General features: G+C 42.4%; 17 protein-coding genes, 1 tRNA gene and 1 riboswitch. Of the genes, 5 read left to right on the forward strand and 13 right to left on the reverse strand.

From position 1 onward, the window contains the following. Positions 1-80 precede the first annotated feature (80 nt). The 3 genes from KXD93_RS19085 to KXD93_RS19095 form a co-directional block, all read right to left on the reverse strand. Positions 81-1349, reverse strand: a complete 1269-nt coding sequence (locus tag KXD93_RS19085; protein WP_258138942.1) for a type IX secretion system plug protein — start codon at positions 1347-1349, stop codon at positions 81-83. A gap of 173 nt (positions 1350-1522) precedes the next feature. Further along, positions 1523-3448 carry an ABC-F family ATP-binding cassette domain-containing protein gene (locus tag KXD93_RS19090; RefSeq protein WP_258138943.1) on the reverse strand — a complete coding sequence of 642 codons (1926 nt, stop codon included), beginning with the start codon at positions 3446-3448 and terminating at the stop codon, positions 1523-1525. 170 nt (positions 3449-3618) lie between these two features. Further along, entirely contained in the window at positions 3619-4368 is a 750-nt protein-coding gene (locus tag KXD93_RS19095; protein ID WP_258138944.1) for an SGNH/GDSL hydrolase family protein, read from the reverse strand. A 173-nt stretch (positions 4369-4541) separates the two neighbouring features. Here KXD93_RS19095 and KXD93_RS19100 point away from each other — a divergent pair, with 173 nt between their 5' ends. Continuing rightward, the gene (locus KXD93_RS19100; RefSeq protein WP_258138945.1) at positions 4542-5582 is read left to right on the forward strand and encodes a quinone-dependent dihydroorotate dehydrogenase; all 1041 of its coding nucleotides are present in this window, start codon (positions 4542-4544) and stop codon (positions 5580-5582) included. A gap of 30 nt (positions 5583-5612) precedes the next feature. Then, positions 5613-6092 (forward strand): hypothetical protein, encoded by a 480-nt coding sequence (locus tag KXD93_RS19105; RefSeq protein ID WP_258138946.1) that lies wholly within the window; start codon positions 5613-5615, stop codon positions 6090-6092. A 163-nt stretch (positions 6093-6255) separates the two neighbouring features. Here KXD93_RS19105 and KXD93_RS19110 read toward each other — a convergent pair whose 3' ends face one another. The 3 genes from KXD93_RS19110 to KXD93_RS19120 form a co-directional block, all read right to left on the reverse strand. Next, complete coding sequence (locus tag KXD93_RS19110; protein WP_073405483.1) at positions 6256-6429, reverse strand: spore protein; 174 nt, start codon at positions 6427-6429, stop codon at positions 6256-6258. Positions 6430-6462: 33 nt separating this feature from the next. Continuing rightward, positions 6463-6533: transfer RNA gene (locus KXD93_RS19115), tRNA-Cys, on the reverse strand. Positions 6534-6563: 30 nt separating this feature from the next. Further along, the gene (locus KXD93_RS19120; protein ID WP_258138947.1) at positions 6564-7319 is read right to left on the reverse strand and encodes a TrmH family RNA methyltransferase; all 756 of its coding nucleotides are present in this window, start codon (positions 7317-7319) and stop codon (positions 6564-6566) included. Between KXD93_RS19120 and tamL the strand changes: the two genes are divergently transcribed. Then, the gene (tamL, locus tag KXD93_RS19125; RefSeq protein ID WP_258138948.1) at positions 7310-9688 is read left to right on the forward strand and encodes a translocation and assembly module lipoprotein TamL; all 2379 of its coding nucleotides are present in this window, start codon (positions 7310-7312) and stop codon (positions 9686-9688) included. The genes KXD93_RS19120 and tamL overlap by 10 nt on opposite strands. 30 nt (positions 9689-9718) lie before the next feature. On the opposite strand, the gene KXD93_RS19130 is transcribed toward tamL, so the two are convergent. Genes KXD93_RS19130 through cysC form a run of 3 tightly spaced genes read right to left on the reverse strand, consistent with a single transcriptional unit; the run spans position 9719 to position 12030 of the window. Continuing rightward, positions 9719-10543 carry a DUF5672 family protein gene (locus tag KXD93_RS19130; RefSeq protein WP_258138949.1) on the reverse strand — a complete coding sequence of 275 codons (825 nt, stop codon included), beginning with the start codon at positions 10541-10543 and terminating at the stop codon, positions 9719-9721. Then, complete coding sequence (locus KXD93_RS19135) at positions 10536-11366, reverse strand: sulfotransferase family protein (protein WP_258138950.1); 831 nt, start codon at positions 11364-11366, stop codon at positions 10536-10538. Before KXD93_RS19135 ends, KXD93_RS19130 begins: the two co-directional genes overlap by 8 nt. Beyond that, on the reverse strand, positions 11359-12030 hold the full coding sequence (gene cysC / locus KXD93_RS19140; RefSeq protein WP_308726295.1) for an adenylyl-sulfate kinase: 672 nt from the start codon (positions 12028-12030) through the stop codon (positions 11359-11361). Before cysC ends, KXD93_RS19135 begins: the two co-directional genes overlap by 8 nt. 73 nt (positions 12031-12103) lie before the next feature. Between cysC and KXD93_RS19145 the strand changes: the two genes are divergently transcribed. Next, positions 12104-13285, forward strand: a complete 1182-nt coding sequence (locus tag KXD93_RS19145; protein ID WP_258138951.1) for an NHL repeat-containing protein — start codon at positions 12104-12106, stop codon at positions 13283-13285. Between the two features lie 62 nt (positions 13286-13347). On the opposite strand, the gene KXD93_RS19150 is transcribed toward KXD93_RS19145, so the two are convergent. Then, positions 13348-13671 carry a hypothetical protein gene (locus KXD93_RS19150; RefSeq protein WP_258138952.1) on the reverse strand — a complete coding sequence of 108 codons (324 nt, stop codon included), beginning with the start codon at positions 13669-13671 and terminating at the stop codon, positions 13348-13350. Between the two features lie 119 nt (positions 13672-13790). Beyond that, on the reverse strand, positions 13791-14327 hold the full coding sequence (locus KXD93_RS19155) for a hypothetical protein (protein WP_258138953.1): 537 nt from the start codon (positions 14325-14327) through the stop codon (positions 13791-13793). Between the two features lie 504 nt (positions 14328-14831). Between KXD93_RS19155 and KXD93_RS19160 the strand changes: the two genes are divergently transcribed. After that, positions 14832-18770, forward strand: coding sequence for a Pls/PosA family non-ribosomal peptide synthetase (locus KXD93_RS19160; RefSeq protein WP_258138954.1), 3939 nt, complete (start codon positions 14832-14834; stop codon positions 18768-18770). Between the two features lie 143 nt (positions 18771-18913). Beyond that, positions 18914-19111, forward strand: a riboswitch (SAM riboswitch). Between the two features lie 198 nt (positions 19112-19309). Here KXD93_RS19160 and KXD93_RS19165 read toward each other — a convergent pair. Together KXD93_RS19165 and KXD93_RS19170 are read right to left on the reverse strand one after the other, a co-directional pair. Beyond that, positions 19310-20155, reverse strand: coding sequence for a transglutaminase-like domain-containing protein (locus KXD93_RS19165; protein ID WP_258138955.1), 846 nt, complete (start codon positions 20153-20155; stop codon positions 19310-19312). A 122-nt stretch (positions 20156-20277) separates the two neighbouring features. Continuing rightward, positions 20278-20997 carry a proteasome-type protease gene (locus KXD93_RS19170; protein WP_258138956.1) on the reverse strand — a complete coding sequence of 240 codons (720 nt, stop codon included), beginning with the start codon at positions 20995-20997 and terminating at the stop codon, positions 20278-20280. Positions 20998-21012 lie beyond the last annotated feature (15 nt).

The raw sequence follows: 21012 nt of genomic DNA on the forward strand, positions 1-21012 counted from the left end.
TTTAGTTCTTTAAGTATAATCAAATAACTAAGCTAAAAGTTTTTGCGAATCCTTAAAAATTATTGAATGGGAGTAGTTTATTATTTCTTTGAGGAATTTAAGAGTTTGTACCCAACTAACTCTTCCCAGCGGGCGCCGGATGGCCGGTAATAAACCAATACCTGGTAGTCGTTCTCGGTTTCAAAGTAGCTGCCTTCCAGTGCAAAATCATCCGGTTTTCCGGCCTTATCGACCCAAATATAAGTGTAGTCGTATACTCCTTGCTTTAAAAATAAGCTATTTGTATACCGGTTGTTATTTGCATCAAATGTCATTTTGCTGTGCTCGTCAAGCTTATAATCATTAAACCGGCCAACAACATAAGCCGCACCCGAGTTTGGTTGCCGGGTAGTTGTTAAGCCAAAGATCATATGTGAGTAATCGGCATCGATGCGCGGGTCGGTGCCATCCTGGTTTATGATATAATAGCTGCCGTTTAAATCATATTCAAGGGTGTAATTAGCTTTGTTCCTGTCGGGGTCGGTCAGCATCATTACCGTATTGGCGGTGTCGCGGTAGATATGCAAAATGTTTTGCGAGTTCAATTTAAGGGTACGCGTATCAAAATGCCTGAACTCATTTCCTGCCGGAAAGTCGTTGATATTAATATCGCTGTAAATAAGCTGCGTCCCGCGGATGTAGATGGGCTGCGAATTCATGATGCCCGTTTCACTGCGGTTATTTTGCATCACCAGCGTTCGCACATCCCTGTTTGGGTTTTGTACCCTTAGGCTACCATAATCAAGCGTGAAATTTACCTTCTGATTGGTTTGCCGGGTATTGTTATCGCTCGATGGTACTATCTCTGCATTGATGGAGATCTTGGGACTAACCACGTAAAACCTGCGAGTTAAAACCAGTTTGGTAGGATCACTGTCCTCATACACCTTTAGTATATAATTCCCCGGTATTTTTGGGGCGATATTTTCATTCGGCAGCTTTAGCTCATAGTGCGTATATTTCTGAACCGTGGCTATCGAATAACTGTAATTAAGGATTCGGTCGTCATTATAGTTTTTTAGGTATTCGGCAGTTGAAATATTCGATGAGTTCCAGTCTGCGTCGCAATGCTCAATCGTGTAATGGTAGTTAAGTGTGCCGCCCTGTAGGTTATCAAAACCTAAAGTCAGGGTTTCAGCAGCGTTTAACGGGACTATTGGAAACGAAGCTTTTTTGGCTGAGTTATAAAATTCGATGCTTTTTATTTCATGATGATAAACGCTGTCGGTGTAGGGTTGTGCAAACGATGTGTAAAATGTAAAAAGGAAAACGACGAAAAGAAAAAATTTAACTCCGACAGGGATTTTCATAAATTAATCGTGATTTATAAGTTCTAAGGTAAAAATAAATCCGAAACCTTATATGTCAATCCGAAAATCAACTCCGTACCGGCTGTGTCCTCACAGCCGGCATCCTGGAAGTGTTTGTGGGGACACAAACACTTGGGGGGAATCCGAAATCGAACATCCGAATTCCGAAATAACTACGCTTCCAGCTCCATTATCTGTTCAGCCAATGCTTCCCATTGCAACTGTATGTGGCCCAACTCCATTTTCTTTTTATCGTAATCGATGTTGATCTCCTTCATCTTAGCTACGTCGTTATACAACTTATCATCCGCCAATTGTGCTTCCAGTTGCTTTACGGTTTTTTCGAGCGCGGCAATCTGCTCCTCCATTTTACCCAGATCCTGGTTGAGTTTTTTTAACTGTTGATGTTTATTTTCAGATGGCTGTTGTTTCGCCGGCGCAGCTTCCTTTTTCTCCTCCTTTTTAGGTTGAGGAGCAGGGATGGCTGCCTTTGGTTCCAGTTTACGCTTGGCAAACCATACGTCAAACTCGGCGTATGTGCCCGGGTATTGTTTTATTTGCTGGTCTTCAATGAACCAGATCTTGTTGGCAATATTATCAAGGAAATACCTGTCGTGCGATACAACGATGAATGTGCCTTCAAACTGTTGCAGCGCCTGGATTAATATATTTACCGATGCAATGTCAAGGTGGTTGGTGGGCTCATCCAGTACCAGGAAATTTGCATCTGCAGTTAATGCCTTTGCTAACGCGACACGTGATTTCTCGCCTCCGGAAAGTACTTTTATCTTTTTAAATACATCATCACCAGTAAACAGGAACGAACCTAAAATGGTACGGAGTTCGGTTTCAGTATGCTTCGGTGCGAACGACTGTAATTCCTGCAAGGCGGTATGCTCCAAATGTAATGCCTCCAACTGGTGCTGTGCAAAGAAGGTTTGCGAAACATTGTGTCCAGTTTCTGCCTTACCTGTAAAGTCGTGATCAGCGCCCGCAATAATCCGCAGCAATGTTGATTTACCCTTGCCGTTGGCCCCTATCAAAGCAATTTTATCGCCTTTTTCAATAACCGCCTCACCGCCGTTTAAAATATCAATGGCTGGATATTTTTTAACGATATTATCCAGTGTTACTACGTGGCGGCCTGATTGCTTTGAAAAACGAAATGCGAAGTTTACCGACGGATTATCATCATCCACATCATCAACCCGCTCCATTTTATCCAGCATTTTTATACGCGACTGCGCCATTTTAGCCTTTGAGGCCTTTGCGCGGAAACGCTCAATCAAACGCTCTTCCTGTTTTATTTTTGATTGCTGATTTTTAAATTCGCCCCGTTGAATTTCTTCACGCAGCGCCTTTTCTTCCAAATAGAAACTATAGTTCCCTGCATAAACGGTAAGCTTACCTTTACGCGACTCAACCGTACGGTTAATTACCTTATCTAAAAACCACCTGTCGTGCGATACGATCACTATTGCGCCATCAAAAGCTTTCAGATAATCTTCCAGCCAAACAATTGAGGGTAAGTCAAGGTGGTTGGTAGGCTCATCCAGTAACAATATATCAGGAGCTTGTAACAGGATCTTGGCCAGCATGACACGCATCCGCCAGCCACCCGAAAACGTGCTGAGTTTACGATGTGTATCAGCCTCGGTAAAGCCGAGACCTGCTAAAATTTCGTGGGCTTTATATTCAATGTTGTATCCATCCAAAGCCTCAAACTCGTGCTGCTTATCGCTTAGCTTGTGTAGCAGGTCTTCGCTATAGTCGTTTTCCAGTTTTTGGAGGATATTTTCTATTTCGTCATGCAGTTGGTTCTGGCGCTCAAAGGCCTCCATGGCTACATGCAAAATGTTTTTATCAGATGAGTAGGAAAGCAGATCCTGGTTAAGATAACCCATAGTAAGGTCCTTAGCCATCGATATGGTACCCGAGGTGGGTTTGTAGTCGCCTACAATAATTTTAAGCAGGGTGGTTTTACCGGTACCGTTTGCGCCAATAAGGCCGATTTTTTCCCCGGGTTTTATATGCCAGTTAGCTTCATCATATAAGGCGCGCGCACCAATCTCAAACGTAAGGTTATTTATAGCTATCATTTGCGCGCAAAGATACGGATTAGAGGCTAGAGATTAGAGGCTGGAGGTTAGGTTTTTGTCTGAAAGCCGTAAAAGTTTAGCTAAAAAAGCAACTATTTGATAGACCGTCTTATCGTTGGCGGTTAATCTTTTCTGTTTTTAACTAATCTCTGATCTCTAGCCTCTGATCACTAAGCGATAGCTTCCATCCACGTTCTTGCCATCAACGCTTCACCCGCAATGCTGGGGTGCACGCCATCGAGGGTCCAATAGGCGCCGGGTGCAAGTTCCAGCGCCTTGTCAAAAGCGGCCTGGTATGGTACAAAGGGAGCGTTGTATTCATTTGCTATATCCTTTGCCGCCTTTCGAAATAAATCAAATGTTGGATACCATTTATCATCAACCGCTCGTACATTTTTAACTGCAAAAGGCTCACAGATCACAAACTTCACATTTGGCAGCGCTTTTTTTGTACGGTCGAGCAAGGCATGGTAATCTGAAATATAGGTTTCAATAGTGCCGGTATAACCGTTGGTTAGGGTATGCCAAAAATCGTTTACCCCAATGTGAATGCTCAACACATTTGGCTTAATAGCAAGCGCATCGGTATCCCAGCGTTCGGCCAGTTGGTAAACCTTGTTGCCGCTGATGCCCTTGTTATACACCTGCAGGTTATTTGCGGGGTATTTTATTAATAGTTGAGCGGTAGCAATGAGTACATATCCTGTGCCTAAAGTGCTGGTATCGTTGGGCGTATTCTTATTATGATCGCGGCCCCAATCGGTAATAGAATCACCCTGGAAAAGTATAATATCGTTTTTGTCGATACTGATCTTTTTCATACCACTTTCGGCAACTGCCGCCGAAACTATTTGCGGTAAAGCCAGGCTGGCAAGCGAGCCGATAGCTGCGTTCTTTATGAAATTACGACGCGTGTTCATAGATGGTTCATAGTTGATGGTTCATAGTTCATAGCCGAAAGGCTATGGTTTAATATTGCTAAGATAGAAATTCCTTTTGCTGCGCTATAAGGTTAATACAATTTGTTACATTGTAAGGTGCTACTATGATCCATCAACTATGAACCATGAACCAAAAAACTTAACTTCGCGCCATGTATTTTTTAATAAAGCCACTGCTCTTTAAGTTCGATCCGGAAAATGTACATTATTTTGTAACTGCTAATCTTAAGCGTTTTAATCGGTTTCCAGGAGGGGCGGCAATAAGCAGATCGCTATGGGATGTTAAAAGCCCAAAACTCGAAAGAGAAGTATTTGGCCTGAAATTCCGAAACCCTGTTGGCCTTGCTGCTGGTTTTGATAAAAACGGCGAAATGATGGGCGAAATGGCAAACCTTGGCTTTGGTTTTGTTGAAGTTGGAACCGTTACCCCCTTGCCTCAACCCGGTAATCCCAAGCCGCGTATGTTCCGTTTACCCAAGGATGGCGGGTTAATCAATCGTATGGGTTTTAACAACCTCGGAGTTGATGTTGTAGCCGAGAGGCTGGCAGCATTTCGCAAAAGCAAGGCCGGGCAAAAAGGATTGATCATTGGTGGTAATATCGGCAAAAATAAGGTTACGCCAAATGAAGATGCTGTAAGTGACTACATTAAATGCTTCGACCGTCTTTTTGATGTGGTTGATTATTTTGTAGTGAACGTTAGCTCACCAAATACACCTGGCTTACGCGCCTTACAGGAAAAGGAACCCTTAATGGACCTGTTAAATACCCTGCAAAAACGCAATTCAAAGAACGGTATAAGTCGACCTATCCTGCTTAAAATAGCCCCGGATCTTACCAATGAACAACTGGATGACATCGTAGAGATTGTGCAACAAACCGGCATTGCTGGTATAATAGCTACAAACACCACTATCAGCCGCGACAGCCTGTTATCGGAAGATGAATTGAAGAATGAAATGGGTGGCCTCAGCGGCGTACCGTTAACCAAGCGCTCAACAGAAGTAATTGCCTACCTGCACAAAAAATCAAGCGGTGCATTTCCTATAATAGGGGTGGGGGGCATTCATTCGGCAGAAGACGCAATTGAAAAAATAAATGCAGGCGCAGTTTTAGTTCAATTGTATACCGGGTTTATTTATGAGGGCCCGGGATTGATTGGGCGGATAAACAAGAGGATATTGAAGGATTAGGTTTTTGCGCCGTTATTGAGAGTCAAAGTAATGGATATTAAATATTTAATAAAATTAAGAGACAATCCAACTATTTCCTGGGTTAGCCAAAATGTAACTTTTGATCGGACCCAAATGGCAATGGAAGAAATTGAAACCTTAGAAGCGAGTTATAACCACGGCGATATTTTTCCGGCTGCCTTACGGGAGCTTTTGTTTTTGGCAGGAAAACATTGTTATGTATTAGATTACGGCATTTATGATACGCAATCTGAAATGCAAGAGGCGGTAAGGTCTTGGCTGCCAGATCACAATAAACAAATCAGCAGGCGCTTTTTCGCAATAGATGTTTACAATGCGTATGACCAATTTGTACTTATATATCTTGACGAAGGAGTTGATGATCCGCAAGTATATGAGGCGGCGTTATATTCTAAAGAAACTATATGGATCGAAGCCTTAGACTATAAATTATCAGAATTTATTGATAAACTCATAATTCGCCTTCTTAGTGGGTATAACCCTTTTTAAAAGCATTTTAAAGAGATTGAATACTTTGGACACAATAGATTTTATCCGAAATTATCTAATCTGATTTCGCAATAAAGGGAGCAAATAAAAAAATCCCATCGGCATACACCAACAGGATCTTAAATATCATTCAAAATAAATATATTCCCCTTGAAAAGAGAAATTATTTACCTGCAGCAATTAACAATGCAGCATTGTTTTTTGCTATCTGGCTGTCTTTCTTTTCAGCGCTGCGGCTTCCTGGTTCAAGGTTTGTAGCCAGCTTTAAAAATTGTACTTCTAAACGTGAAGTAGTCTTGTTTTTTCTATCTTTTCTTTTTAAACGAGTAACGCCCATGATGGTATTATTTTAATGTTTTTAAATCCTTTGAGGTCGGGAGCGGATTCGAACCGCTGTAAAAGGTTTTGCAGACCTCTGCCTAGCCACTCGGCCACCCGACCAATTTTCAAGGTTGCAAAAATAGTAATTATTTATTGGCTGCCAAGTTTATTTCTGCTTATTTCTGAACAAAATAACGCTGTAGCTATGCCGACGTTCAGGGATTCAGCTTTTCCGGATCGTGGAATGGTTACTGCTTTGTTGATTAAGCGTTCAACTTCAGGCCGTAAACCGTTGCCCTCATTACCCATAACTATCAGTCCTTCTGCGCCAAATTGAGTTTTGTAGATGTTTTCGCCATTCAGCATCGCACCAAAAATCCGCAACCCGATTTGAGGTAAAACAGTTGTTAAATCAACATAGTGCATATTTATTCGCGACAATGAACCCATGCTGGCTTGTACCACTTTTGGGTTATAAGCATCTACAGTGTCGTCTGAACAAATAATATTATCAATCCCAAACCAGTCGGCAGTACGGATGATGGTTCCCATATTTCCCGGATCCTGGATGCCATCTAAAACTAATGAGAACTTTTGTTTAAGCTTTTCGTTATTAAGCCTCGGATGGACAGGTATTTTAACAAGTGCAATAACCTCCTGCGGAGTTTTTAAACTGCTTATTTTTTCAATATCTGTAACAGAAATATTATATAAGTTTATTTTTTGCGATAATTTGAGCATTTTTGGGTCGAACGAAGCCGTATGATAAATAGCATCAACTTTATAGGAGGAGTTAATGAATTCAGCAACTGATTTGTGTCCTTCAACTAAAAACAAGCTGTTTTCCTTGCGCTCTTTTTTGTGTTGTAGGGACTTTAGTAAACTGATTTGAGATTTTGAAAGCATATATTAAACCCGTTGGTTACCGCCTTACAATATTAAGTATTTTGCTGCTCTTTATAGGGTCAGGCTGCAGTTTAACGCGCCGGCTTAAGGACAACGAGGCGCTTGTGCGTAAAATTACCATAAAGGGTGTCGATAAGGAGTTTGCTGATGCTGCAGTTTTATATGTTGATAAAGAGCAGCAGCCCAACAATGTCATCAACCTGCAATTCTACTACATGTTCAGCAAAAACGGGAAAAAGGATATTGGGGAGCCGCCTGCCATACTGGATAGTAACCTGGTTGAATTTTCGCGAACCCAGATTGAGCGTTTTTTACAGAACAAGGGATATCTGAAGGCAAAGGTTGCCGACACGATCAAAATAAAAAAGAAAAAAGCCGAGCTGATTTTTTCTGCTACCGAAGGTCCATTATTTAAGATTAGAAAGATTGAGGATAGCATACCCGATAAAAGTGTACAAAATCTTTATAGGGTAAATCGTCCCCGCTTTTCCCACGTTCAACCTGGCGGCAGGTTTGATATGGATAGCCTGGCGTTTGACAGGGATGAGTTTTACCTGATAATGAAGCGCAATGGTTATTACGATTTTTACCGGCAGTACATCAATTTTGTATACGATTCAACCTTTCGCAGCAGTGTGGTTGATATCAAAATGACCATCGACAACCCGGCCGGCCGGTCAAGCCATCCTGTTTACACCATAAACAATACGCTGGTAACAGTTTCAAAAACAAACGGCCGCAGTACAGGTCAGGCGGATACCATCCAGGTTGATTCCCAATTCAGGTATGTGGATTTTTCGCATAAATTCAAGCCGCACTCGGTAACTAACTACATTTTTCAGAAAAAGAAAGATATATATAACATTGATCAGCAAACTTTAACTACTTCGCGGCTTTCAGAGCTAAATGTCTTTCGTAATGTTCCCAATCCCACGTATACCAAACTACCGGATAGTACCAACAGGCTAAATACCAAAATTGACATTACCCCGCTTAAGCAATTCAGTAACAGGATTGAAGGTGAGTTCCTGTTCAATGGTGGGCGATTCGGCTATAACCTGGGCAACACTTTTACCGATAGAAATTTGTTTAAAAACGCCGCCATCCTGCAAATAAAAGCCAACTGGAGCGTATTGTTTGATAATAGCAACAATAGTATCAACACGGCTGCCATACAAAACCAGGACCTCCGGCTTGGTGCCAGCCTGATTTATCCACGGTTGATAGTCCCATTTTTTACAATTCCTATCTTCGGCAAGTACTCGGTTCCACATACAACGCTGTCCACTAATTACCAGTTATTTTATCAAAAGGGGCTGGTATCCCGCGAAAGTTTCATCAACTCTATAACCTACGATTTTTTTGAAACCAGCAGCAAATACCACACCTTTACCCCAATAAATTTTGAATTCTCGAAAGGAACTATTGATCCGCAGGCGCAAGCTGATCTGCTGCAGAAGAATTTATTCGCCTATAGTTATTTAATTGGACGCACCATATTTACTATCGGAAGTCAATACACTTACCAGCTCAACGCCAATCACCTTAACAGTTATGGAAACTTCACCTATTTTAGAGGGAGCCTTGATGTTGGCGGTAATACATTAAACGTCCTTAGTAAACTATTTAACAGTAAACGCGATACTGCGGGGAACAGAACATTTTTTGGGTACCCGTTTGCGCAATACGCCAAAGCGGAAATTGACCTGCGGATCTATAAAAGTCTTGGTGGCGAACGGCAGTTTATCTTTCGTATTAGCCCTGGTATAGGGATCCCATACGGCAACAGCGACGATCAGCATTGGATCTTCGAAAAGGAGTTTTATGCCGGGGGTGCTAATGACATGCGCGCCTGGCTGCCGCGTACCCTTGGCCCCGGGCAGTTTAACCGTGCCACATTTTATGGAACCGATGCCAAGGCTGATACGGTACGAACCCGTTTGAAATATCTTGACCAGTTTGGGGAAATAAAAATAATTGCCAATGCTGAATACCGCTACACGCTTGCTGATAATTTCTTCGGTGCTAAATTAAAGGGGGCCTTTTTTGTTGACGCTGGTAATGTTTGGCGGCTTCACAAGCAGGATGGCGACCCAAATGTAGAGTTCAGGCTTAACAATATTTTGCAATCTACAGCAATTGGCATCGGTACAGGTTTTCGATTTGACTTGGCTTTCTTCGTATTTCGATTGGATGCGGCCCTTAAATTTAAGGATCCTCAATTCAGCGGCTCTGATTCATGGGTGCTGATAAATCATTTTAATGAATTGTTTAAATCGGGCGATTTCAAGGCGCGCTACAAAGCTGCTAACAGTGGAGATACCTACAACTTTATGCAGCTAAACTTCGGGATAGGGATGCCGTTCTGAGCACAAAGTTGTTAATTGAAACTAATCCTATTAAATAGGATACCCCTGTTCAATAAAAATGTTGTGCCAAAAGTCTGTGTGCCGGTCCCATGCATGGCAGCCAAATGGAAGAACGTTATTTGTTAATGAGAATGCCCGCTCCAAAGTATTCTCAAAAGAAAACCGGATGGCCTGTTTATACCCGGGGATTCTCAGGTTGGTTTTTAACCGGTTAATGCTTATCGCCCAAAAAATATCTTCAGGCAACCAGTTGTCAAGGCCCAAATGATTACAGTTAAATGGATCGGCATATTGGTTGGCAAGCTGGTAAAACTTGTCTATCCGGCGTAATGAAAATCCACCGTTACCCACCTGGTTTTCAAATTGACGTCTTGACGGCTCATCCTTGCCACGCACTTTTTTGTTATACCTGATGCTCAAAAAGATGAGCATCTTCGATTTTAGGTAATGAAATATATCGGTATAGTCATTATCCTTAAGCCAGGGTGCTCCCACATAATCATAACCCATATTGCACCAATCCAACAATTCATCTTTGAAAACAAAAGCGTCCAGTTGGTAGATCAGCATATACTTATAGCTCAAAAATTCCTGGTAAAACTTTGCCGACATCATTAGCTGGCTGTATGAATCAACATCCAAAAAGCAATTGTCATTGAAGGATATATATTCAATAAACGGGAAATTATTAAAAACGGTTAATTTTAATGACCGGGGCTTTATAACAACTATCTTATATTTAGCAAGGATACTTACGCCTTGTTGTAATGAGACCCGCTCATAAGCAGACAAGTAATCCCGGTAAACAGGGATTATTACAATAACTTCGTCGGCTGTGACTTTTTCGTTATACATATTCCTTTAATTCGTTTTCTAAATTTTTAGCCGTTTGCAGCAAAGATTTGTTAGTTATAAATTCATCGATATCAACTACTTTACTAATAAGTTTCTCCTTAAATACCTTCTTAAAATCAAAATATTGCAATGAGAATTTCCAATCGTTGGTTAGTATTGAAAAAGTTTCTTTGTCGCTGTAATTCAGTAAGTTGTAATCTACAACTACAAATTTGCCATCCGGTAAAACTTCAAGGTGATTTAACAGTTCGCGGGCATAGGTGATCCATACACTCAGGTAATACGCGGCAAGATCCTTATAAAGCTTCTTCCTTTTGCGTTCACGCCTCAATCCCTTCCATACCAGCCTGGAAAGCCAGCCGCGATCCATGTATTTAGCATCAACGTATTTAAAGTCACGCACGATCAGGGAGTTTACGGTTGAAATATGGTCGCGAAGCACAATTAAATAATAAGCATCGGGAATCAGCCTGCGGTAATGTGTTAAAAACAAGCAGGTACGGGGTTCCTTCCATCCCCATTGGCTGTAGATCTTACTTTTAAAGCCAGTAATTGCCTTTAGTTTTTCTTCCTGAAAATGGCTCAGGCTTTTAACAGGCCGGTTAACGTAACCAAATTTGCTCAAATGATTATCCTCGAGCACATCTTCATGAAAGCGGTAAAAATCAACGTCTTCAAAATGTCCTTCGGGATTGCCAATATCGGCGCCTAAAAGGTTATCGCCAATATTGAGGTTGCATTTGTGCAGCCAGTTACTCACCACTGATGTACCGGAACGATGCATGCCGGCAATGATTAATACTTTTGATGCCTGCTCAGTCATATTGCGATGAAATTGTGTCCCAGTTGGATGCTACATAGTCAAACAGCTTATCGGTACATTCCTTAATAGAACAGGTGCAAGTGTTAATATGCAGATCAGGATTTTGAGGTATATCAAACCTGTCATTTATACCTGTTAAGTTTGAAATTTTTTCCGGGTGCCCGTCCGGCAGCAGCGCCCTGGCATACAACCCCTTCGTATCACGCTTTAACAACATATCAATGCTGCAATCAACAAAAACAGTTCTTACGTTTTTATAGGTTTTTGCCACCTCGAGCCTTATTTCCTCGTAAGGGTTTATGGCACTTATCAAAACGATAATCCCGTGCGATGACAGCCTGTCAGCAATAAAGGCCAGCCTGCGAATATTCTCGTGCCTGTCTTCCATTGAAAAGCCAAGGTCCTTGCACAGCGCCATCCTGTACTCGTCACCGTCAATTATTTCGGTTTGATAGCCGTTTGCCTGCAGCCGGTTTTTTACCGCATTTGTTATGGTCGACTTGCCTGCACCTGATAATCCGCATAGTTGTATGATCATAGATGTAAAATGATTAGATAGCTTCGCTGTTGTGTTTAACGAAAAACGAACGGCATAAATAAATAGAAAGTATCCGGGTTTGGCAGTGTATCGATGAACAGGTTTTATGTGTCGATAAAAATGAATTTGTTAAAACCGCACGGTTGGGTTTAGACTGCTTTAGGTGCTAATTCAATAATTATTCTCTACTTTTATCTCAATGAATTTCTTTTACCCCAAACCGCTGTTCAACGTTTTCCTGTTATTCTTTATCGCCGGGATGCTTGGGGCTTGTAAAAAACAGCACATCGCCATAAATCATAATAGTGGTGGCACTAGTGGCAATGACAGCACAGTGGTGGTTGATACCCTGCCATCATTCTATAGCCCAACCGGGGTTGCGATTGATGTTGCCGGAAATATTTATGTGGCTGATTATGGCAATAACCTCATCCGTAAAATAACACCGGCAGGCGTAGTGAGCACACTAGCGGGCAGCGGAAACCAGGGGCAGATAAATGCTACCGGTGCACTTGCTTCTTTTAATCAACCTACAGGTATTGCGGTGGACGCATCTGGAAATGTTTATGTGGGGGATGCAGGTAACGATCGCATCCGTTTAATTACACCCGCTGGTATTGTAACCACCCTGGCGGGCAGCGATAGTACTGGTTATACAGACGGACCGGGTGCAACAGCGGCATTTTTTCACCCTGAAGGTGTAGCGCTTGATGCATCGGGCAACGTTTACGTGGCGGATGCAGGTAATGGCCTTATCCGCAAGGTAAAGCCCGACGGCACAGTTAGTACCTTTGCCGGCAACAGCGTGGGGAATACTGCAGCAAATATCTTTAGCAATCCAACGGGCGTTGCGGTTGATGGATCGGGAAATGTTTTTGTGGCAAATTTTATCAATAACAATATACTAAAAATAAACGCAGCCGGGGGCGTGAGCGCCTTCGCCGGAAGTGGCGTAGCCGGCGCCGACAACGGGCAGGATACCACAGCCACATTTTCCTTTCCAAATAGCGTTGCGGTTGATGCTGCAAACAACTTGTATGTGGCCGACGGCGTTAATAACCTGATCCGTAAAATTACTCCTGGTGGTTTGGTAAGCACCCTTGCCGGGAGCGGTATTGCAGGAGCGGCGGATAGCACAGGTACAAAGGCCTCATTTGACGGGCCCTCCGGGCTTGCGGTTGATGCAGCAGGGAATGTATATGTTGCAGATTCAAATAATAACCTGATCCGTAAAATAACCGCTGATGGTGTGGTAACCACGGTTGCAGGCAGCGGTGAATCCGGCGCCAGGAACGGACAGGCAGTTGCAAGGCGCAATACCAAAATGCTGAAAGCAGCCACAAAAAGGAAATTGCCGATATTTTACTACCGCGTTAGATGACACGCCGGTTTGGGATTTTTAAATTAATCACTAATTCAGCAAATCACTAATTCGCTAACTAATCAGTATTTCAGGATGCAGGTTGCGGCCTGTTTTTGTTCATCCAAACTTAGCAGCCCATCGGAATAGTGCCAGTGGCTTTGGCCATCGAATGTTATTTTTCCTAGATAATCCGGATTCAAATTGTCTGCCAGATCGGTATTAGGATCGGTAGTTTCAAGTGGTTCGGTAAATAATGTTGATTCCTCACCAAATCCATCTTTAAAAAGCTTATAGGTACCTGTATTTCGCAAGCCCTTTTCGTACTTTTCTAATATTGGCTCAATAATAATATACCGTTTTGTGCCATCTTCTTTTACAAGGCTAAGCTGAAGTGGGTTAGTCATTTGCTTTTAGTTTGATGAAGATACTACAAAAGTGACAAGGGATTTGTTTTGTTAGCAGGAGCAATGTTCTGATTTGCATTCATGCCATCTAAAAACATGTTTATCACATACATACAGGGCTAAAATATATTTTTCAAGCCGTCAATTATACTCTCGAAAAATGTAGGAATGCTCAGGTTATTGTGGTAATTAAAGAACATAAAGATCACGAAGATAATGATGGCCACAATAATAAACCTTTTGAACATATAGGCCAGCAGGAACAGTCCGCAGGGGATTGCCAGCAATAAGATCCAGCTGATATGCAGTGGCGTCAGTTTATCGTTATGATTATAGATATAATAAAGTATACCATGCGTTCCGCTTTCATTTTGGTGCTTGGCGTATAAAAAAGTCGATTTATCGATTTTATGCTTGTAGAAGGCAACACCGTTTTCAAATTTAAGCGTATCCTGGAAACCATTCATGGTAAAGTTGAATACGCCGGTTATGTTTTCAAGTACGTGGCCGGCTGTGTCGGTTGCCACGACAACTACCTCGTTGCTGGCGTAGTTGTTCTGCCTGATCTCGAAATGATTGATGGCTAGTGTTTTTCCCTGCGCAAATACAATGGGTGCAGAAATGGTCAATAAGAAAATAAACAGTAGTTTCTTCATTTTATGCGGCAATTAAGCGGTATAAAAATAGCATTTTTTTATACCGGGGATTTAATAAATATCGACTTAATTAAAGATGCTTACAAAAATCGCCCCGATTGTTAGTGTGTGCGGAGCTACCTGCTGTAGTGAAACCGGCTACTAAACGGGGTATTATTGATAATTTAACGTGAATTCGGGATGAGGTTATTGTTATAATATCTGATTATCAGTGGCTTATATCTATTGAACTCTTGATTTAAATTGAAATCATTGATAATCAGCGTGTTTCATAGTGTTCCGGGTGTTCCACGTATAAAAATGGAACGCTTGGAACGCTGAAGGGGTAAAATAGCTTAGCCTTAATGCGCATGAAAAAAGGTTTGGGGTGAGTTGGTTGCTTATATCAAGCTTTCTTTAATTTATTGATTAAACTATTTCACTATTTTATATCTAATATCTCAAAACAATGGCTACTCTTGAGTGTAATTAGAGTAACCGATTAAGCTGCCCCTATTAACCTATATGAACGATTTGAGTATTATCCTGGGTGATGTTCGCCCTGACCTTATAAAAGAAGAAACACTACCATCACTATTCAGAAAAACAGCAAATGAGTTTGCAGATAAAACCGCACTTATTTTTCATGAAGAATTTTTGACCTATGCTGAGCTAAACCGCTGGAGCGATGAAATTGCCCTGCAACTTTATAAAGAAGGAATAAAACGCGGCGATAAAGTTGGCGTTTGGTGGCAGCGTGGTCTGCCGCTGCACGCAATTATATTAGGGATAGTTAAAGCCGGAGCGGCTTATGTGCCTGTCGACAGAGAGATTCCGGCTGAGCGGGTTGAGGTTATCATGCAAGAGGTAGGCGCTGCAGCATGTTACAGTATGCAACAGCTCAACGTTAATTGTTTAATATTAAACCCACCCGAAAAGCCGCAAACAGTTAGTGCGGTAGCTTCAGCGGAAAATGTTATAAGCGGGTCCGACTGCGCTTACGTACTTTATACTTCTGGCAGCACCGGGAAGCCAAAGGGGATTCCCATTAGCCATAGCCAGATCTGCCATTTAATACGATCGGAGCAAAGCATCCTTCAAATTAAGCCGACTGATAAAGTGTATCAGGGCTTTTCTGTTTCCTTCGATATGTGGTGCGAGGAAACCTGGATAAGTTATTTTGCGGGAGCCACTTTATGGGTTGCCGATAATACAACGTCAAAAGCCATTGATGAATTAAGCGATACATTACGAAGGGAAAATATTACTATCCTGCATGCTGTACCCAGTCTGCTGGCAGTTATGGAAGATAGTTTGCCAGGCCTGAGATTGGTAAATGCGGGCGGTGAAGCATGTACACCGCAAGTGCTGGCCAAATGGTCAAAAGAAGGGATGCGGTTTTTTAACAGCTATGGCCCAACTGAAACAACTGTAACTGCAACCATGGCGCAACTTGGTCCACATGATCATATTGTAATCGGGCAGCCGCTGCCGAATTATAACCTGGCAGTTGTTGACGAAGCTTTAAATCTTGTGCCGGTTGGGGAAGCAGGAGAGTTGGTAATAACCGGCCCGGGCGTTGCTAACGGCTATGTTAAACTTCCCCAGCTTACCAAAGAAAAATTTATTGCAAAGCCTGCATCGTTAGACGCCTTGCCCGGGAGTATGGTGTATCGGACGGGTGATATAGCCATTATCAATAAGGATGGCAGCGTTGATATGCAGGGACGTATTGACGACCAGATAAAGCTGCGTGGATACCGCATAGAGCTGGGTGAAATTGAGACAAAGCTGAATGAAATTGCAGGCGTAAGATCGGCTGCTGTAGCTGTAAAAAAAGATTTTAGCGACCAGGAACACCTGGTGGGCTATGTGGTAACTGAAGGGCTTGCCTGCATTGATGAAGGCGCCTTCAGGATGGAGCTTTCAAAAGGCTTACCATCATATATGATCCCGTCAACTATAATGGTTTTAGCCGAAATGCCCCGAATGCCGAGCGGAAAAATAAACCGCAAGGCATTACCTGTGCCGCCGCTTTTATCGGCTGATTCCGGATCATTGGGGACACTGGACCTAAACGCGCCAATTCAGGACAGGATCTTAGCGGTATTGAGTAAAATATTTCCAAACCGGACTATTGATCCGTCGATGGATTTCTTTACTGATTTGGGCGGGCACTCCTTATTGGCTGCCGGTTTTGTATCGCAGCTAAGACGTGATGCGGGGCTGCCTAACGCGTCCCTTAAGGATGTTTATATCCATAGACCCGTCAATAATTTAATCCAGGAGTGGAGCACACGTGCGGAAACAGCTGCAAAGCCCAAGCGCGTATTTAATAAAATCCCGTTGATAAGGCATATCACGTGTTGGATAGCACAAACTATTGCCCTGCTGATAATTTATGGCTTGTTTGCCTTCCAGATCTTTATCCCTTACCTGGGGTATTATTATGTCGACCAGGAAACCAGCAATGTGCTTTATTCAATTATAACCTCATTGCTTTTATTTTCATTGATCCCGCCGATATTTACAGCTGTTTGCATTGGCACCAAATGGATTGTCATAGGTAAAATGAAGGCTGGCGATTACCCGCTTTGGGGTACCTATTACTTTAGGTGGTGGTTTGTAAAAACTATGCAGCGCCTGCTGCCTGCGCAGTTTTTAAATGGTACACCCTTGTACCCGGTGTACCTGCGTTGGTTGGGTGTAAAAATAGCTCCGGATGCGCAGATAAGTGATTTTGCATTTGGCGCCGAAGACTTGATCACAATCGGTAGTGATGTAAGCATAAGCTCACAAACTAATTTAAACAATGCTTTTGTTGAAGATGGCATGCTAAAACTGCGCACCATAACCCTTGGAGATCATGCCTATATTGGCAGCAGCGCCATTATATCGGGCGGCAGTACAATGGAGGCCTGGAGCGAACTGCAGGACCTTAGCCTTCTTCAGCCCGGTAAAACAATTGGTCAGGGCGAAATATGGCAGGGCAGCCCTGCGCAGCTTAAGGAGAAAAAGGATATTGAGGATCTACCTCAGCCCCTCGCTGTTTCAGCATTTACGAGGCGTAAGTACAAGCTAATATTTACGCTCTTCATCATGATCTTCCCCTTCATCATCCTGTTGCCACTGCTCCCAACGATAATCACTATAAACAAACTTGATAACGCCGCCGGAGATTACGACTTTACCTATATGATAGGTGCGCCTTTACTGGCTTTGGTGTATATTATACTTTTTGCTGCCGAAACCATTATACTCACCCGTTTATTACAGCATGATGTAAAATCTGGTAAATACCCTATCTACAGTATGTTTTACGTGCGCAAGTGGTTTGTTGACCAGCTAATGGCGTTAAGTCTGATCGTATTACATCCTATCTATGCTACGGTGTACGTTGCAAGTTTTTTTAGGGCCCTTGGCGCCAAAATAGGCAAGGATACAGAGATCTCCACCGCCAGCAGTGTAACGCACCCCTTGCTTGAAATTGGCGACGGTGCCTTTGTTGCTGATGCGGTAACACTTGGTGAGGCTGATATCCGCGGTCAACAGCTTATTCTTGAAAAAACGACTATTGAAGGTAACAGCTTTGTTGGTAACAGCGCGTTGATTCCGCAGGGATATCATCTTGATGGAAATATGTTGATAGGGGTATTATCTACCCCGCCTGATAAACAGCAAATGGCTGATAATGACGCCAGGGATTGGTTTGGCTCACCTGCAATTCCGTTGCCACGCAGACAGGAAAGCAATCCTTTTCCGCCTGAGTTAACCATTCACCCTAAGACCAGCAGGAAAATTGCACGGGGCCTGGTTGAATTTATAAGGATTATTCTTCCTGAAAGCGCGATTATTTGCGGCTCAATTTTATTTATTGCGTACGGGCACGATCTTGTAGTTGATGAACCATTGTGGAAGATCATCTTATATTTTCCTTTTTATTACCTCTTTTATATGGGGATTCCTGCATTCCTGATCACCGTTTTATTGAAGTGGGCGTTTATTGGAAAATACAAGCCTAAACAAAGGCCGATGTGGAGCTGGAATGTTTGGCGCAGTGAAGCTATCACCTCAACCTATGAGGCATTATCCATTCCTTTTTTGCTGGAATATCTGCAGGGGACACCCTGGTTACCAATTGTAATGCGGCTGCTGGGCGTAAAAACAGGGAAAAGGGTCTTTATGAACACAACGGATATTACGGAGTTTGACATGGTAACGATTTGTGACGATGCCGCGCTTAATGCTGATTGCGGCCCGCAGACACATTTGTTTGAAGATCGGGTAATGAAGGTGGGATCGGTAAAAATAGGAGCGCGAAGCAGTGTTGGTTCAGGTACCATTATTTTATATGATAGCGAATTGGGCGATGATACAAATATTGAGGCCTTATCACTGGTGATGAAGGGTGAGCGCCTTTCTCCGGGTACGGATTGGACCGGAAGCCCTGTTAAGCCTGCGTGAATGCCACAAATTAGATAGATGTGGTAAAAAAATAATTATCTGATTTTCAGATACTTTTAATTTAATGTCAATATATTATATAATGTCTATAGGAATTATAGAATTAATATGTATGTTTGCATCAACAAATCGTTCTTTGTTTTCGCTTATCCAGAAAGACTGAGGGAAAAGGCCCTGTGAAGTCTTAGCAACCTGTATTTAGAGTAACGTCTAAAGTCATGAGTCCGGAGTCATAAAAAATTAAAGCGGCAACTTTAATTACGACTTACGATTACATACTCAAGACTATAGACTCGATAAAAGGTGCTAACTCCTGCTCCGCTTGCGGAGAAAGATAGGTTATCCCGCCCCTCCGGTCCTCTGATAAGTGATTAAGTAGTTTTATATCAAGTCGCGTGACCGAGAGGATAGGCTGGAGTCTGCAAAACCCCATACGGTAGTTCGAATCTACCCGCGACGTCTAAATTTATCTGTAATCTTGAGTCTATAGTCCTGAGTCGCTCTTCAATACTCCAGGCTTGCAATTATTGATTTGACCCTTATAAATAAGATAATCCTTCCAGCTTGGATGGGTTGTAGTTATAGGGATTAAAGCCATCTTCAGCCAATTCGCAGCTAACCAGCATTGACGTAAAGCTAACATTGCCAAAAATATTGGCGATGGCGGTGTCGGCTGCATCCCGGCCCGATGCTATTTTTATCAGCCCATTCAGCGGTACCAGTCCTGTTGCATCAAACAAGATCCATTCATTGCCCAGGTAAGCTTCAAAACAGGCGTGGAAATCAGCAGGTTTCAGTTCATAGGCATAGCCGGTAAAATAGCGCGCCGGGATAGTGAGTGCACGGCACAAAGCAATTCCCAGATGTGCAAAATCGCGGCAAACGCCAAGCTGCTGGGTAACCGTATCATAAGCTGAGGTTTGTGCATTAGTTGATCCGCTCAGGTATTGCACATTTTTGTTGATCCATTCTGTTAATGCTAAAACCTTCTGAAAAGGATTGTCAATATGACCGAAAAGGTTATTTGCTAAACGATAAAGCTTGTCGCTTTGGCAATAACGGCTGGGGTATAGGTAGGGTAAAATGGAGTTATCCATTTGCGCAATCGGGATTTCAACCAGGTTGCTGTAATCCTTAACCTCGCAATAATTATCAATTGTAGCCTTGTAGATTACTTTTATGTTGCTATTTTCTGCTATTTCGAACCGAAAAACACGATTATCATTGCCAACTGATATCAATTCCTCTACCTTAATATAAGGATCGATCACAAACTCCTCGCTGATAACCGTCTGTCTTGGCGTTCGCAGCGCATGGATATTTAATATCAAAGTACCCGCCGAAGCAGCCGTATATTCCATTTCAGTGTGTACGTTGAATTTCATTTTTCTTAGTTATAAATATTGTAGGCGTTATAAGCGTTGTAAGGGTTTTCAGTGGCTAGGGAGAGGAAATTGTTATAGATTATTGCTTTCAACTTCTACAACACTTACAACTTTTCCCCAACTCAATCAACCTTATCAAAAGCTTTATCCATCCAGCCTTCGGATATATTTTCGAGAGCAGTTTTTAGCTCTTCGGCCCATTGAACTGAGATATATTCCAGGTCCTTTTTTTCGTACCTGTTTTCGATGATATGAAAGCTATCCTTTTTGTAGATCGCTACATCTATCGGGAAGTCGACGTTGTTCGAACTTACCCTGGTCGAGTCAAATGAAAGAAAGCCGGTTTTAAGCGAAAGCTTTAAACTCGAATTTTCATCGAGAATCCTGTTCAAAATCGCCTTGCCATGACCAGAGTTACCGATGATAACATAAGGCGCTCCCTGCCCAAGTTCTACCCAATTGCCTTCCGGGTATAATAAAAACAGCTTGTGTTCTTCATCTCCAGAAAGCTGGCCGCCAATTATGGTGTTCAAATCAAATTTAAAACCGGCTTTTTCAAGCGCCGCTTTGTCTTCATTGGCAACACGTTTAACCTGTTCTCCAAATGCGTTAACTGCCTTGTACAGTTTATTGAACTCGGTGGTTTCCATCAGTTCATTAAAATAAACCAGCGCCTTATCTCTTACTGACCGTAAACCACTCGTCATAATGAAAAGTGAAAATTTATCCTTTTGTTCTATAGTGATCTTCTTTTTTATGGTAGTATCAGTTCCTGAAGTTATACGCGTGTCTGCAATGGCCAGCAGGCCTTCTTTTACCTTAATTCCTAAGCAATAAGTCATTTCGTAATATATGGA

The organism is Mucilaginibacter phenanthrenivorans (genome assembly GCF_024721155.1).
In the GTDB taxonomy this organism is placed as follows: Bacteria; Bacteroidota; Bacteroidia; order Sphingobacteriales; family Sphingobacteriaceae; genus Mucilaginibacter; species Mucilaginibacter phenanthrenivorans.

Excerpts from the sequence above, each read along its gene's own strand:
- KXD93_RS19150 (WP_258138952.1), bottom strand. The coding sequence starts at position 13,671 with ATGACTAACCCACTTCAGCTTAGCCTTGTAAAAGAAGATGGCACAAAA.
- KXD93_RS19160 (WP_258138954.1), top strand. The coding sequence starts at position 14,832 with ATGAACGATTTGAGTATTATCCTGGGTGATGTTCGCCCTGACCTTATA.
- KXD93_RS19095 (WP_258138944.1), bottom strand. The coding sequence starts at position 4,368 with ATGAACACGCGTCGTAATTTCATAAAGAACGCAGCTATCGGCTCGCTT.
- KXD93_RS19090 (WP_258138943.1), bottom strand. The coding sequence starts at position 3,448 with ATGATAGCTATAAATAACCTTACGTTTGAGATTGGTGCGCGCGCCTTA.
- KXD93_RS19110 (WP_073405483.1), bottom strand. The coding sequence starts at position 6,429 with ATGGGCGTTACTCGTTTAAAAAGAAAAGATAGAAAAAACAAGACTACT.
- KXD93_RS19170 (WP_258138956.1), bottom strand. The coding sequence starts at position 20,997 with ATGACTTATTGCTTAGGAATTAAGGTAAAAGAAGGCCTGCTGGCCATT.
- KXD93_RS19130 (WP_258138949.1), bottom strand. The coding sequence starts at position 10,543 with ATGTATAACGAAAAAGTCACAGCCGACGAAGTTATTGTAATAATCCCT.
- KXD93_RS19145 (WP_258138951.1), top strand. The coding sequence starts at position 12,104 with ATGAATTTCTTTTACCCCAAACCGCTGTTCAACGTTTTCCTGTTATTC.
- KXD93_RS19085 (WP_258138942.1), bottom strand. The coding sequence starts at position 1,349 with ATGAAAATCCCTGTCGGAGTTAAATTTTTTCTTTTCGTCGTTTTCCTT.
- KXD93_RS19165 (WP_258138955.1), bottom strand. The coding sequence starts at position 20,155 with ATGAAATTCAACGTACACACTGAAATGGAATATACGGCTGCTTCGGCG.
- KXD93_RS19100 (WP_258138945.1), top strand. The coding sequence starts at position 4,542 with ATGTATTTTTTAATAAAGCCACTGCTCTTTAAGTTCGATCCGGAAAAT.
- KXD93_RS19135 (WP_258138950.1), bottom strand. The coding sequence starts at position 11,366 with ATGACTGAGCAGGCATCAAAAGTATTAATCATTGCCGGCATGCATCGT.
- KXD93_RS19155 (WP_258138953.1), bottom strand. The coding sequence starts at position 14,327 with ATGAAGAAACTACTGTTTATTTTCTTATTGACCATTTCTGCACCCATT.
- KXD93_RS19120 (WP_258138947.1), bottom strand. The coding sequence starts at position 7,319 with ATGCTTTCAAAATCTCAAATCAGTTTACTAAAGTCCCTACAACACAAA.
- KXD93_RS19105 (WP_258138946.1), top strand. The coding sequence starts at position 5,613 with ATGGATATTAAATATTTAATAAAATTAAGAGACAATCCAACTATTTCC.